Here is a 14754-nt window from a genome sequence, read left to right as displayed (position 1 = left end):
TATGGAAAAGAAGATAGTACAATTATCCGATAAATCTAATAATCTGCAACCTTTGCCTGTAACGGTGTCTGATGCAGTTTATTTAGCAGGAATCAATCCAATACGGGGAACACTAGGGCGTTTTTCGGATGGAGAGGATGTAAATGGTCTCACTTTAACGGAGTTTATAAATAAAGCGTTCTGCTTTCAGGAACCATTCTCTTTCTTACATATATCAGACACTCATAAATCAATCTACGGCTTAAATAAGTGTAAGGAATTGATGGACACAGACGAGAGTATATATACGCTTGTTACAGGTGATTTGCAGCTTACTGCAGAGATGAAGGCAATTGTGGCATCAAGTGACAGGTTTCTTGTAATGTTGGGAAATCATGATGTGGCTGATGATTTCGCTCATAATCAAGCGGATGCGAAGGCTAATTATATCACTCCGTATATGACAACCAGAGCCGTAATGGGTGATCCTGAAGGCGCAGGAAGTTATTGGCATAAAGACTTTGTTGTAGACAAGAATACTATCCGTATAATTTCCTTTGATGAATATGAATACACAGAGGTTGGAACACCATCAGGTTCACAACATGGTGTTGTGTATTCACAGAAGCAAATGAACTGGTTTATTAATTTATTGAAGAATACTCCTTCTGATTATTATTTGATTCTTGCACATCATCAACCTGTTTCGGCTTATCGAAATGGGAATACGGGCGAGTTTGTTTCAGAAAAAGCACCGAATAATTATGAATACGAATCAATAAATAATGCTTCGGACAAAAGTAAATCATGTGATCCTCTTATTATTCCTAAAATAATGGATGCTTACTTGAAGAAAGCAGTGATAGAAGGCACTTTCTTTTGTGGTGATGTAAATGGTACTCAATTAACTATAAATGAAGATTTTTCCGCAAGTACTCCTTGTCAGTTCTTATTTCATATAGGCGGTCATACGCATTGGGATGTATGCGAATATCTGCCGCTATATCCGGAGCAGTTACAGCTGGTCATAGATCAGGATAGGCCACAGCAATATAAATATTCAGACTTGATAAGAAGTACCACCGATGAATCCGCATATTGCATAAATCGTGTAACAATCGATTTTGATGAAAAGAAAGTGAAGTTAGAGCGTATTGGCGCTCATTTAACTGATTCTAATAAGAATAGACAGAATCTTGAGTTTAAACTAAAAATATAAAGGTGTAATGGAACTAAACGACTGGCTAACAATACTCGGAGCTTTAGGAGGCTTGGAGGCAATCAAATGGATTGTAAATTTCTACGTCAATCGTAAGACTGATGCAAGGAAAGAGGATGCAGCAGCAGATGCAGCAGAGAATGAAAACGAGCGGAAACAAGTTGCCTGGCTTGAAGAGCGTATTGCTCAACGAGATGCGAAGATTGATGCCATCTATGTTGAACTCCGTCAGGAACAAGCGGAGAAGCTCCAACTCATCCACGATAAACATGAGCTGGAATTGAAACTGAAAGAAGCCGAGATAAAGAAGTGTGATGTTCGCGGATGTTCTAGTCGACAGCCGCCAAGTGATTATTAATTAAAATGGGAGGAAGAGAAATGAAAACTATTGATGCTATTATCATTCATTGTTCTGCCACGCGTGCCGGACAGGATTTGAGAGCTAAAGACATTGATCGGATGCACCGGGCAAGGGGATTCAACCAAATAGGTTATAATTATGTGATCGACCTGGATGGAATGGTAGAAAATGGGCGACCATTAAACATTGATGGAGCGCATTGTAACACGAAGGGCTTTTCGGAATCTTCGTATAATAAGCACAGCATTGGTATCTGTTATATCGGAGGTTTGGATGTGTACGGGAAGCCTGCAGACACACGTACTCCGGCTCAAAGAGCAACCTTGCGTGAATTGGTCGCGAAGCTCTGCAAGGAATATCCTATAATTGAAGTGCTCGGGCATCGTGATACTTCGCCCGATCTGGACGGAAGTGGAGAAGTAGAACCGGCAGAATATATCAAGGCGTGCCCCTGTTTTGATGTACGCTCCGAGTTTACCAACTTCTTGCGTAATACGGTAGTTCGACCATGAAGCGATTAATCTATATTATCATATTGCTGATGTCAGCATTATGTTTGTTTTCCTGCAAGTCTTCTCGCAATATTGAGACGCATAAGCAGGTGGATTACTCCGGAGACTTTCAATATCTACGGAAGGTAATGGAAGAGTTACGTATAGGCTTAAATAAGCAAACGAAGATTGTGAATGACCGGTTAAGTGATCTGAAGATTGAGAATACGACTGTTTATCTTTCAGCACCGGATTCAACCGGTAAGCAGCACGTAGTCAAAGAAAGTACAACTAAGGCTTCTAAACTAGAACAGGAAAGGAGTGAAATTGATGAAACACTATCTATTACCATGCGGCAGTTCTCTAGTCAATTGGATACTCTTAGTAATAAGGTCAATGCTTTACTAAATCAAAGAGAGAATGTAGTTGAGATGTCTTGGTGGGACATACATAAAGATAAAGTCTATATAGGTAGCATTATCTTAATCGTCGTCTGTTGTTTTGTGTGCAAAATAAGAAGGAAATAACTACTTTTAAACTTTGGGGTGTCTCGGCTTGGGAAAGTCGATGCTAATTAATATCAATAGGTAATTATTAGCGACTTTAATTCAGAATACGCAAAAAATCGATGAAATTATGCGCAAAAAATGAGTAAAATTATGCACATATAATATATATTTCTTATATTTGTGTACAGACGTGGATGTCTGTTGTATCATCTCTCTACGGAAAAGTTGCTAGTTTTCGAGAACGGGAGACAATACGTTATATACTCCAAAAAGAATGAGCCTCGACTAAGTGTAGTCGGGGCTTTTAATTTTTCTATCAAAAGACTTCTTTTAATATTTGGATATTCCGGCTTTATTTTTAATATTCGCTTATGAATACTCATATTGAATATTCATAATTATAAAACTAATAAGTAATGAAAGAGAAAGCCTTAAAAGCAAGTCCTAAAGGTCGCAATGATTTTAGAGATAGTAATCAACTCAATTATTGTGTAGTTAAAGTAACTGATGATAATATAGTTAAGATGAATAGAGTAAGTTTGTTCTTTAGTGGAAGAAGAATAAAGACTAATCTAAGTCTTCTTATAGGTAGTGAGATATATCTTATATTAGGTGGTGGAGTTAGAGTTATTAGAAATAGAGAAAATGTGAATACTAATTGGTTTGAAACTGATTGGAATATATTACTTAATGACATAGAAACACTATCTTATGAGAAAAACTAGGAAGGTTACTTTCTTTCCAGTGTTTAGCCAGTTTAAAAGAAAGAGGTAGAGGCAGTTCAATAAGCTACTATTTGTTTATGTTACAACTTTGATAAGTCATCACTTATTCGTAAGTTTGCCGGACTTTATAATCATATCCATAATGGTAGAACAAAAATACGATCACGACTCCGTTCAAGAGTTACTAACATGGGCGAAAGAAACGCTCAAAAATAAATCTTATCCGTCTGGCCGCTATCAAGTTAATAAGAGTACTACAATTTTAGATTGTGGAAAGTATCTTGAATCAATGATTGCTGTAATTTCCCGAAACTGGGAAAATTCGACTTTTCATCCGACTATTGAGCAATTACGAGAATTTAGAAAAAAATAGAAGAGGTAGCCGGATAAGCTACCTCTTAACTCATTATTTATATCATATCATCATTTGCATTTGTGCTCGCATCTCTATATATGGTTTGAACACTTCTGGATTATTAATATAATCAATAACTCTTTGAATTGCTGCGTCTGCCTGATGCTGTTTTACCCGAACATAAGAATTAATAGTAATGCTGGTCTTTATGGAGTGCCCCAAGCAGTATTCAATAATAGGATAGGGGATCCCAATCTCGGAAGCGAACTGGGCAAAAGTTTTACGGGCTGAATAAAAGGTTAATCCCTCCTTTATATTTAACTCTGTTGCTAGGAGTTTTAAGCATTTATTGATATAGCGTTGTAAATTACCAGCTGTGTATTTGTAGTCAAACTTTAGCTTTCCATTTTTCCCAATATATTTATTTATTATGTTTTTTGCTTCCGGGCAGACAGCTATACTCGTAGTTCGGTTTTTCGTTTTATGCTCACTACTTTTTAATCGTATATAACTAATTACATCTTCTGATAAATCTACTTGAATGAGATCTGCATAATTGATACCTCCTAAGTAGAATGATAGCAAAAACATATCCTTAGCTAAAGACAGCTGTTTGCTCTTTGAGACATCTGCGCTAATAATCTTTCTTATCGCGTCTACAGATATATCAAGACTCCTTGGCTCTGGGATGGGAATCTTTGTGTAGGCAAATGGGTGTTTGTCACATCGTATTATCCCTAACTTAATAGCTTCATTAATCCGTGCTTTTATGTGACTTAACCGAATCTGTCGGCCCCCGTCAGTATGGCCATGGAGTTTCATCCATCTATCAAAATGTTCAACGGTAATGTGATTCATAATAATCATTGGTACCTCACCTTCTGCGCTCTCAAAGATCTTTAAGGTGTCTTCTAGCATTTTAGCATGGCTAGTCTTTCCTTCTTCTTTCTTTTCCTTGATCCTCTGTCGCATGAAATCATTGAATGTACGCATGTCTGGAGCAATCTTATCTTGCTGTGTTAGTATAATTTTTAGTTGTTTGGCAGTATAACAATCGTAGTTGTCAATATACTGCAAACGTTCTTTGTATTTTTTCAACTCATATATAAGTTGTTTGTTCATCATTGTAGCATCATTGCGGGCTACTACTTTTCCGTTATACCATTGGCAAGCATCGTCCAATTGATATTCCGTTTTAATGTACTCCTTATCATTCTTGACTGATACGCGGATAAGAATAGGAAATTTGCCAGCCTTGGTGGGCTTAGCGGATAGAATAGTTAATGATAGTGTTGCCATAAGCTATAAGTTTTTAAAGACACTGTTTTTCCACTGTTGGTGACTTTCCGGTGAGAAATGGTATCTTTTTTTTATAGCCTTTCGACTTTTTATAGAAAAGAAAAAGGACTGATTATCAATGAATTATAATCAGTCCTTTAAGTGATTCCGAAGCGATTCGAACGCTTGACCCACGCCTTAGAAGGGCGTTGCTCTATCCAGCTGAGCTACGGAACCAGCCTTATTTGCGGATGCAAAGGTAGTGCTTTTTATGAAAATTCAAAAACTTTCCGGCATTTTTTTATTCATATATTTCTTTGTGACTATGAATCAGTAGTTTATAATAGAGATGAATTTTGTTTATTTATATGGTTTGGGAGTATTAAATAGAAAAACGCCATTTTTACGAAGAATAACGAACGTTATATAGGTTTCAAAAAGCTCAAAAAAATAAAATAGGGTTGTGTTTTTCTATTATAACTTCTACTTTTGAACGATAAACAACTAAAAAACACATAAAGTTATGAAGAAATTGATTTTTTTATTTGCATTTTGTATTGTAGTGACTAATGTTTTTGCACAAACCGACCCAGAGCAATTGAAAAAAGAAGGAAATGATGCATTTAATGCTAAAAATTATCCTGTAGCGTATGCGAAATTCAGTGAATATTTGAAACAAACGAATAATCAAGATTCTGCAACCGCTTATTATTGTGGTATAGCTGCCGATGCTGTGAAGAAGTATCCGGAAGCTGTGAGTCTTTTTGATATAGCAATTCAAAAGAAGTTCAATATCGGAAATGCTTATGCTCGCAAAGCTTTGGCTTTAGATGCACAAAAGAAGACTGCTGAATATGTAGCTACATTGGAAGAAGGATTGAAAGTAGATCCTAAGAATACAACAATGGTAAAGAATTATAGCCTTCACTATTTGAAAGCAGGACTTGCTGCACAGAAAGCCGGAAAAGCAGAAGAAGCAGAAGACTGTTTTAAGAAAGTAATTCCTTTGGATCACAAGCAGTATAAAACAAATGCATTGTACAGTTTAGGAGTTCTGTGCTATAATGATGGCGCTAATATCCTGAAGAAAGCTGCTCCTTTGGCAAATTCTGATGCAGATAAATATGCTGCAGAAAAAGAAAAAGCTGATGGTAGATTTAAAGAAGCATTAGACTATCTGGAAGAAGCTGCTAAGATCTCTCCGGAAAATGAAAATGTGAAGAAGATGCTTCCTCAAGTAAAAGCTGTTATGAAGTAATTTGACCAATCTTGTAAATGATAAAGGGTTGCCGATATGACACGTCGGACAACCCTTTTTTATTGCTATCTTTTTCTAATCTATACTTTTTGTGTACATTTGCTTTTTCTAAACGTAGAAGTATTTTATGCACTTATATAATAAGGAACAGGCTATCAAACGAATGAATCAGTTGGGACAACTTCATCGTCCTTTCATTTTCATTATAAATTATCTACAAGATGTGTCTTATATAGAGGAGGTTGCTGCTGTTGATTCTACTGAAGTTTTGTATAATCTGAATGGATTTACCAATCAGACCATATCAGATGAAGATGACATGGCTACTTACTCTGCAAAAGCAATGCCTTCACTACATTGGCAGCCTTTTGCAGAATCTTTCTTTTCCTATCAACGTTCGTTTAATATCGTGCGACAGAACATCCTGGCAGGAAATAGCTTCCTTACAAATTTGACGTGTCGCACTCCGGTAGAAACCAATCTCACTCTGAAAGATATTTATTTTCGCTCAAAAGCGATTTATAAGTTATGGGTTAAAGACCGTTTTACGGTTTTCTCTCCTGAAATATTTATTAGAATTCATCAGGGAAAAATTAGCTCATATCCGATGAAGGGAACCATTGATGCTTCAATTCCCTCCGCTGCTCAATTATTAATGAATGATCCGAAAGAGACTGCCGAACATGCTACCATTGTAGATCTGATTCGTAATGATTTAAGTATGGTTGCTAGCCGAGTGTCAGTTTCCCGGTATCGGTATATGGATAGGTTACAGACTAATCGGGGAGCCATTTTTCAGACGAGTTCTGAAATTCAGGGTATATTGCCCGAAAATTATCAGGAGCATTTGGGAGATATTATTTTCAGATTACTGCCAGCCGGTTCTATTACCGGTGCTCCAAAGAAAAAGACGATGCAGATTATCCAGGAAGCTGAAACCTACGATAGAGGATTTTATACAGGAGTTATGGGATATTCTGATGGCATTGATTTAGATAGTGCTGTTATGATACGTTTTGTAGAACAGGAAGGGGAAAAGATGTATTTTAAAAGTGGAGGTGGGATTACCTGCCAGAGTGATGTGGAAAGTGAGTATAATGAAATGAAACAGAAAGTATATGTACCCATTTATTGAGACTATCCGGATAGAGGATGGACAGATTTATAATCTTGATTATCACACAGAGCGCTTTAATAAAACCCGTGCAGCTTTTTGGAAAGACTGCACTCCGCTGGATTTACGGGAATTTATATCTCCGCCCACTTTAAATGGAATTCATAAATGCCGGATTGTATATGGAAAAGATGTGGAAGAAGTTACGTATGCGCCTTATCAGATGCGACAGGTTTCTTCTTTGCATTTGGTTGTGTCTGATACCATTGATTATACTTATAAAAGTGCGCATCGGGAAGAACTGAATGCTTTGTACGCTCAAAGAGGAATGGCGGATGATGTTTTAATTGTGAGAAATGGCTATCTGACAGATACCTCTATAGCTAATGTTGCTCTCTATGACGGAGATACTTGGTTCACACCGGCTCATCCGTTACTCTGTGGGACGAAACGAAGCGAATTTCTGGACAGGCAGCTCATTGTTGAGAAAGACATTCCGCAAATATGTTTGAAAGACTATTCCCATATCATGTTATTCAACGCAATGATTGACTGGAAACGCATTATATTGCCTATAAATGAGAAACATTTAATTCTATAAACTATAATTAACTGAAATATACAGAGAACTGCTGAACAAATGTCTCTTTTGTACTGTTATATTTATGTGTTTTTCATAGTATTAGATATAAGATTAATTAAAGAGATTGTACTTCACTTGTGAAAGCTAAAGTACGTCAGAGACAGAAGAGTCTGTTTTTTTGATAAATGTGTTAGAGCATCGGTTTTACCAGGCCGATGCTTTTTTTATCTCCTTTTACCCCCTTTTGTAGTTTATATGAAATAAAATTTGTACGTTTGTAGAGTAATAATAGAAAATGATAAAGATGAACATACCCGTTATCTTTCAGTTTTTAAAAGATCTTTCCGCGAATAATAATCGTGAGTGGTTTAATGAGCATAAGGCAGAATATGAAACAGCCCGTGCCGAGTTCGACAACTTTTTGGCAACAGTGATCGCCCGTATTTCCTTGTTTGATGAAACTATCCGGGGGATTCAGCCCAAAGACTGTACTTATCGTATTTACCGGGATACCCGCTTCTCTGCGGATAAAACACCTTATAAAATACATTTCGGAGGTTATATCAATGCCAAAGGAAAGAAGTCCGATCATTGCGGATATTATGTACACTTGCAGCCGGATGGTTCTATGCTTGCCGGAGGAAGCCTGTGTCTGCCTACCAATATCCTGAAAGCAGTGCGACAATCTATCTATGATAATATCGAAGAGTTTGTTGCGATCGTAGAAGATCCGGAGTTTAAGAAATACTTTCCGGTGATAGGAGAGGATTTTCTGAAAACAGCTCCGAAAGGTTTTCCGAAAGATTTCAAGTACATTGATTATTTGAAATGTAAAGAATATGTTTGCTCTTATAATGTTCCCGATAACTTCTTCACCCGACCGGATATGTTGGAACAGATAGACAAAGTGTTCCGGCAATTCAAACGGTTTGCCGATTTTATAAATTATACAATTGATGATTTTGAATAAATAATGCCTAGAATATAAACTTTAAAATTTAACTTATATGGTAGTAGATACTTTAGAAAATCTGGAGAAATATGCGTCTTTAAACCCTCTGTTTGCACAAGCTATTGAATTCTTGAAGTCTCATGACCTCCAAGCCATGGAAGTTGGTAAGACAGAACTGAAAGGAAAAGATCTGTTGGTGAATATTGCACAAACCAAACCTAAAACAAAAGAGGAAGCCAAACTGGAAACTCATAACGAATTTATTGATATTCAAATCCCATTGTCGGGAACAGAAATAATGGGGTATACTGCTGCTAAAGACTGTGTTCCGGCAGATGCACCTTATAACGCAGAAAAAGATATTACTTTCTTCGAAGGATTAGCAGAAACATACGTTGCCGTGAAACCGGGAATGTTTGCTATCTTTTTCCCGCAAGACGGTCATGCTCCCGGTATCACTCCGGATGGTGTGAAGAAAGTAATTGTAAAAGTAAAAGCATAATCCTAATTCAATTCTGATATGGAAAAGACACTTAATCTCATAAAAAACGATCCCTGGCTGGAACCTTTTGCCGGTGCTATTACCGGGCGTCATCAGTATGTATTAGACAAAGAAGCTGAATTGACGAATAAGGGGAAACAAACCCTTTCAGATTTTGCATCGGGGTATCTTTATTTTGGATTGCATCGCACCGATAAGGGGTGGACTTTCCGTGAATGGGCCCCCAATGCTACTCATATTTATATGGTGGGTACATTTAATAACTGGGAGGAGAAAGCTGCTTATAAGCTGGAAAAACAAAAGAATGGCAATTGGGAAATCAATCTGCCGGCGGATGCCATTCATCATGGCGATCTCTACAAACTGAATGTATATTGGGAAGGCGGACAAGGCGAGCGTATTCCTGCATGGGCTACACGTGTGGTACAGGATGAACAGACCAAAATATTCAGTGCACAAGTCTGGGCTCCGGAGAACCCCTATAAATTCAAGAAGAAAACATTTAAGCCCGACACGAATCCGCTGTTGATTTATGAATGTCATATCGGAATGGCACAGCAGGAGGAAAAAGTGGGCACATATAACGAATTCCGCGAGAAAATACTTCCTCGTATTGCTGAAGAAGGATATAATTGTATCCAGATTATGGCTATTCAGGAACATCCATATTATGGAAGCTTCGGCTATCATGTATCCAGTTTCTTTGCTGCTTCTTCGCGTTTTGGTACCCCCGATGAATTAAAAGCACTGATTGATGCTGCTCATGAGATGGGGATTGCTGTGATTATGGACATCGTTCATTCACATGCAGTGAAGAATGAAGTAGAAGGATTAGGAAACTTTGCCGGTGATCCGAATCAGTATTTTTATCCGGGCGCTCGTCGCGAACATCCGGCTTGGGACTCTCTCTGCTTCGATTATGGCAAGAATGAAGTAATCCACTTCCTGTTGTCAAACTGCAAGTACTGGCTGGAAGAATATAAGTTTGACGGATTCCGTTTTGATGGAGTGACTTCTATGTTATATTACAGCCACGGATTGGGTGAAGCCTTCTGTAACTATGGAGATTATTTCAACGGTCATCAGGATGATAATGCGATTTGTTACCTGACACTGGCTAATGAAGTGATTCATCAGGTAAATCCGAAGGCGATAACCATTGCGGAAGAAGTTTCCGGTATGCCGGGACTGGCTGCCAAAGTGGAAGATGGCGGTTACGGCTTCGATTATCGTATGGCTATGAATATTCCGGACTACTGGATCAAGACAATCAAAGAAAAGATCGATGAAGACTGGAAACCTTCCAGCATGTTCTGGGAAGTAACCAACCGTCGCCAGGATGAAAAGACCATTTCGTATGCAGAAAGTCATGACCAGGCATTGGTAGGAGATAAGACGATTATCTTCCGCCTGATTGATGCCGATATGTACTGGCACATGCAGAAGGGAGACGAAAATTATGTTGTCAACCGTGGTATTGCTTTGCATAAAATGATTCGTTTGCTGACCTCTTCGACTATCAACGGAGGTTATCTGAACTTTATGGGAAATGAATTCGGGCATCCCGAATGGATTGATTTCCCGCGTGAAGGTAACGGATGGTCGTGCAAATATGCCCGCCGCCAATGGGATTTGGTGGACAACAAAAATCTGACCTATCACTATATGGGTGATTTTGATAAAGAAATGCTGAAAGTTATCAAGAGTGTGAAAGATTTCCAGGCAACACCAGTTCAGGAAATATGGCATAATGATGGCGATCAGGTATTGGCATACGAACGTAAGGACCTTATATTTGTCTTTAACTTTAATCCGAAGCAGTCGTTCACTGATTATGGATTCCTGGTAACTCCGGGAGCTTATGAAGTGATACTGAACACGGACGATGTTGCATTTGGAGGAAACGGTTTGGCAGACGACTCTGTCGTGCATTTCACTATTACCGATCCGTTGTACAAGAAGGAAAAGAAAGAGTGGTTGAAACTCTATATTCCTGCCCGTACCGCCGTAGTACTTAGAAAGAAAAAATAATTTTATCTTTAAATCAAGAAGCCCCCGCAGATATTCAATAATATTTGTGGGGGCTTTCTCATTTATTACCCTGTTCTATGATTCAGTTCCTAGTTTTCCAGAAAGGTACTTGGCCCGAGAATGTCATACATATCACTAACGTTGCGCGTTTTGAGCAATACCCCTTGTGGAGTATAGAATAACTGATATTTGATGTCAACATTATCTTGCCCTACCTTAATTACTATAATGGCCTGCCATTTGGGAAACTCCACCATTGTCACATTATCTACCACCCAATTTGCGTATGGCCCGGATACAAAGGCATTATAGACTGTTGGAGTGAGCCGGTCGAGACTGACAAGATCTGTCTGCGTCATCACCCATTGTCCCCGGACGTCAAACCACACATTTTTAGTAAATCCATTCATTGGAAAGTTGGCACAATAATATCCATCGTCTTGTGACCAGGCGACGCCATTTGCTTTGGGATACATTTTCTTGAAAGTTGACTGTACATTGCCGGGAGGGGTATCTCCAAAGGCAGATGTAGATAATAGTAGAAACAATGCGATAGCACAAATCATAAATTTCTTCATAAGCTTTGAGTTTAGAGGATTATTTATCTAACTAAACAGCCTTTGAGAATATTTGTTTGAGTGATGTGCATAAAATAATCCCCCGGTCATTCATAAGTGACCGAGGGATGAAGGGTATACAGGTCTTAGTCTTTTTACTTAAAAAGTAATCTTCAAAATCTTTCCGTTATAGCCTCCTACTGAAACATCCGTGGGTTTATAAGGTAATAGGCTGATTTCTTCTTTAGCACCCGTCATCAAATCAGTGGCCTGATATGATTCCATTTGAGGAATCTGTAAAAAGTCGAAAGCATGTGAAGGCACATTGATAGCAACATCTACCAGTTGACTGTCGAAATTAATAATGAAAAACAGAATCTCATTTTTATATTTTCGCATAAAAGTATATTGCTTATGCTCATTGAAACGCCATCCGTTTATATTGGCATACATTAAGTCAAAGAATACTCCCTTGCTGATTGCCTGCTCTTTGTTACAAATAGTCAGTACTTTTTGGTAGATAGAGTAGAGGTGCTTATGCTCTTCAGTAAGCATCTTCCCGTCAAATTTGCCTCCGTTGCGCCAGCGTCGTATGGTGTCTACGCTCCAATAATCGAATATGGTAGTCCGTCCGTCCCTTCCGCTGAATCCTTCACTATCCATGCCCAGTTCTCCAAACTCCTGACCGAAGTAGATCATCATAGGATTAGTGTTCATACAGGCGGAAACAATCAGTGCGGGAATTCCTTTACGCGGGTTGCCGGCAAAGAAATCAGAAGCGATGCGCTGTTCGTCGTGGTTCTCAAGAAAGTTGAGCATCTTTTTCTCTATTCCATTCAGGCTTTGCCAACAATGAGTGATAGCAGATGCAGATTCATATCCACAAGCTACATTACGTAATGTATCATACAGCCCTACCTTATCATACAGGTAATCAAACTTGCCGCGGAACAGATAGTTGCGGTATTCACCGGGATTGTAAACCTCTGCGATGAAAAGTATTTCAGGATAAGCCTCTTTTACTTGAGGAATAGCCCATTCCCAGAATTCAACAGGAACCATTTCGGCCATGTCGCAGCGGAAACCGTCAATGTCTTTTGATGCCCAGAAAAGAAGAATGTCCAGCATCTTTATCCAAGTATCCGGAGTCGGGGAGAAGTGGCAGGTACCGCCATTCTGATAATCCACTCCATAGTTTAATTTCACTGTTTCATACCAGTCGGTGATATTGGGAGTAGCATCAAAACGGTTGTTACCGGTGGCTTTCGCCGGGAATTCCCGGTAAGGCTCTGCTGCACCGTCTTTCATATCGAACTGGGCATGAAGTTCCGCTTGCGGAATATAATAGAAATTATTATATGGGCTGAAAGATTGGCTGGAGTCATCATTAGCTCCCAATTCGGTCGTACCGTCCGGTTGTGCATCCGAATGATATTGGCGTGCTACGTGATTAGGTACAAAATCAATAATCACTTTCAAACCTGTGCGATGTGTGCGATGTACCAGATTCTCAAATTCCTTCATACGTCCTTGCACATCGTTAGCCAAGTCAGGATCTACATCATAATAATCCTTGATAGCATAGGGAGAACCCGCTTTTCCTTTTACAACGGCAGGATGATCCGGTCTGATGTTATAACGGCGATAATCCGTTTGAGTGGCATGCTCAATGATGCCTGTGTACCATATATGCGTAGTACCCAGTTTCTTGATTTCACCAAGTGCTTTGAGTGTGAAATCAGCCATTTTCCCACAGCCATTGGTAGCAATGTCTCCGTTGTAGACACAGTGGTTATTATTATTTCCAAACAGGCGGGTGAATACTTGGTAGATAATTATTTTATTTTCGTCATTCATATAGAGTAGATTATTAATATTCGTCTTCATTCTTATTTCTGATGGATAGGAGGTTATTTCCATATTTTCCCCTTTTCTTCCAACAGTTGATTAAGTATTTCGTTAGCCATATTATATCCTTGCTCGAAGATTTCTTCAGCTTTCTCCAGTTCTGTGTTACTGTATCCGTATAGGTTGTATGGTTCGATTAATAAATCGCATTTTTCTCTTTCGGGAAAGGTGTTGGCGCGGAACATGAAATGGAATGAGCGCATAGCAATGCTTACAATGTTCATTTTGTAATCCTGTGCCATGATGGGACTTACGTTGACAGCTACCACCTTATCGCAAATCCTGCGCAGGGTAGAGACCGGAAGATTCATCATCAATCCTCCATCCACATAGTTAGTGCCTTCTATGTTGACCGGAGAAAACATGACAGGCATACAGCAGGAAGCTGCGACCCGTTCCGCTATGTTTCCCCGATGAAAGTGAACCATGCGACCGTGATCGAGGTCAGTTGCTGTGATAATCAGGGGAAGTTGTAGCTCTTCCAGTTTTTTTGCTTTTAAGTTAGTCCGGAGAAAATCAATAAATTCACAGAGGTCAAATAATCCCTTCTTGGGGATCACCAATTTGGTTAAATCCTGGAATTTATGTCCGGAGAAATAATCAAGTACTTTGTGTGGCTCGTTGCCGTCGGCATAAAAGACACCTGCAAGTGCTCCTGCACTTACTCCAGAGATGATTTCCGGTTTAATATCATGTTCCAGAAGAGCTTGCATGACTCCCAAATGGGCAAATCCTTTAATAAATCCTCCGCTTAGTGCATAGCCAATCTGATATTTCCGGCTATTCCAGTTATTTGTGAATACCTCCATGAATTGCTTTCTTTAGTTCGCCACGAATTTAGTGAATTTATTGAGAGTAGGAGGAATATAATGGATAGTTTTTTTTAAAATCCATACCATCTGTCTTATTCACATTTGAAATAAACCGGCATA

Annotated in this window: 16 protein-coding genes and 1 tRNA gene; 12 read left to right on the top strand and 5 right to left on the bottom strand. The window is 38.8% G+C overall.

Annotated features, from left to right (window positions below; genetic code table 11):
• Position 1: 1 nt before the first annotated feature.
• The 6 genes from NXV01_RS17765 (at position 2) to NXV01_RS17740 (ending at position 3657) form a co-directional block, all read left to right on the top strand.
• Positions 2–1198 (top strand): metallophosphoesterase, encoded by a 1197-nt coding sequence (locus NXV01_RS17765; protein WP_259022968.1) that lies wholly within the window; start codon positions 2–4, stop codon positions 1196–1198.
• 7 nt (positions 1199–1205) lie between these two features.
• Complete coding sequence (locus tag NXV01_RS17760) at positions 1206–1556, top strand: hypothetical protein (protein ID WP_259022967.1); 351 nt, start codon at positions 1206–1208, stop codon at positions 1554–1556.
• A 20-nt stretch (positions 1557–1576) separates the two neighbouring features.
• Positions 1577–2071 carry an N-acetylmuramoyl-L-alanine amidase gene (locus tag NXV01_RS17755; RefSeq protein ID WP_259022966.1) on the top strand — a complete coding sequence of 165 codons (495 nt, stop codon included), beginning with the start codon at positions 1577–1579 and terminating at the stop codon, positions 2069–2071.
• Complete coding sequence (locus tag NXV01_RS17750) at positions 2068–2577, top strand: histidine kinase (RefSeq protein WP_259022965.1); 510 nt, start codon at positions 2068–2070, stop codon at positions 2575–2577. The genes NXV01_RS17755 and NXV01_RS17750 overlap by 4 nt, the downstream gene beginning before the upstream one ends.
• A gap of 398 nt (positions 2578–2975) precedes the next feature.
• Positions 2976–3284: a hypothetical protein gene (locus tag NXV01_RS17745; protein WP_259022964.1), complete on the top strand. Its 309-nt coding sequence runs from the start codon at positions 2976–2978 to the stop codon at positions 3282–3284.
• Between the two features lie 142 nt (positions 3285–3426).
• Positions 3427–3657, top strand: a complete 231-nt coding sequence (locus tag NXV01_RS17740) for a DUF6965 family protein (protein ID WP_259022963.1) — start codon at positions 3427–3429, stop codon at positions 3655–3657.
• Positions 3658–3699: 42 nt separating this feature from the next.
• Here the strand turns inward: NXV01_RS17740 and NXV01_RS17735 are convergent, their stop codons facing one another.
• The gene (locus NXV01_RS17735; protein ID WP_259022962.1) at positions 3700–4938 is read right to left on the bottom strand and encodes a site-specific integrase; all 1239 of its coding nucleotides are present in this window, start codon (positions 4936–4938) and stop codon (positions 3700–3702) included.
• Positions 4939–5080: 142 nt separating this feature from the next.
• A tRNA-Arg gene (locus tag NXV01_RS17730) sits at positions 5081–5154 on the bottom strand.
• Between the two features lie 286 nt (positions 5155–5440).
• Between NXV01_RS17730 and NXV01_RS17725 the strand changes: the two genes are divergently transcribed.
• The 6 genes from NXV01_RS17725 to NXV01_RS17700 all read left to right on the top strand — a co-directional run bounded on the left by NXV01_RS17725 (position 5441) and on the right by NXV01_RS17700 (position 11357).
• Positions 5441–6175, top strand: coding sequence for a hypothetical protein (locus NXV01_RS17725; RefSeq protein ID WP_148366614.1), 735 nt, complete (start codon positions 5441–5443; stop codon positions 6173–6175).
• A gap of 127 nt (positions 6176–6302) precedes the next feature.
• The gene (locus NXV01_RS17720) at positions 6303–7310 is read left to right on the top strand and encodes an aminodeoxychorismate synthase component I (protein ID WP_217722888.1); all 1008 of its coding nucleotides are present in this window, start codon (positions 6303–6305) and stop codon (positions 7308–7310) included.
• Complete coding sequence (locus tag NXV01_RS17715; RefSeq protein WP_259022961.1) at positions 7294–7890, top strand: aminotransferase class IV family protein; 597 nt, start codon at positions 7294–7296, stop codon at positions 7888–7890. The genes NXV01_RS17720 and NXV01_RS17715 overlap by 17 nt, the downstream gene beginning before the upstream one ends.
• Positions 7891–8167: 277 nt before the next feature.
• Positions 8168–8842, top strand: coding sequence for a DUF2461 domain-containing protein (locus tag NXV01_RS17710; protein ID WP_004295842.1), 675 nt, complete (start codon positions 8168–8170; stop codon positions 8840–8842).
• A 37-nt stretch (positions 8843–8879) separates the two neighbouring features.
• Positions 8880–9326 (top strand): YhcH/YjgK/YiaL family protein, encoded by a 447-nt coding sequence (locus NXV01_RS17705; protein ID WP_004295843.1) that lies wholly within the window; start codon positions 8880–8882, stop codon positions 9324–9326.
• 18 nt (positions 9327–9344) lie between these two features.
• Positions 9345–11357 (top strand): alpha amylase C-terminal domain-containing protein, encoded by a 2013-nt coding sequence (locus NXV01_RS17700; RefSeq protein ID WP_148366617.1) that lies wholly within the window; start codon positions 9345–9347, stop codon positions 11355–11357.
• A gap of 89 nt (positions 11358–11446) precedes the next feature.
• Here the strand turns inward: NXV01_RS17700 and NXV01_RS17695 are convergent, their stop codons facing one another.
• The 3 genes from NXV01_RS17695 to NXV01_RS17685 all read right to left on the bottom strand — a co-directional run bounded on the left by NXV01_RS17695 (position 11447) and on the right by NXV01_RS17685 (position 14631).
• Complete coding sequence (locus NXV01_RS17695) at positions 11447–11935, bottom strand: PepSY-like domain-containing protein (RefSeq protein WP_148366618.1); 489 nt, start codon at positions 11933–11935, stop codon at positions 11447–11449.
• A 138-nt stretch (positions 11936–12073) separates the two neighbouring features.
• Positions 12074–13771, bottom strand: coding sequence for an alpha-amylase family protein (locus tag NXV01_RS17690; RefSeq protein WP_148366797.1), 1698 nt, complete (start codon positions 13769–13771; stop codon positions 12074–12076).
• 53 nt (positions 13772–13824) lie between these two features.
• Positions 13825–14631 (bottom strand): patatin-like phospholipase family protein, encoded by an 807-nt coding sequence (locus NXV01_RS17685; protein WP_148366619.1) that lies wholly within the window; start codon positions 14629–14631, stop codon positions 13825–13827.
• Positions 14632–14754 lie beyond the last annotated feature (123 nt).

It is taken from the genome of Bacteroides sp. BFG-606, from assembly GCF_024788145.1.
In the GTDB taxonomy this organism is placed as follows: domain Bacteria; phylum Bacteroidota; class Bacteroidia; order Bacteroidales; family Bacteroidaceae; genus Bacteroides; species Bacteroides vicugnae.
This window is presented reverse-complemented; position numbering and strand designations above follow the sequence as displayed.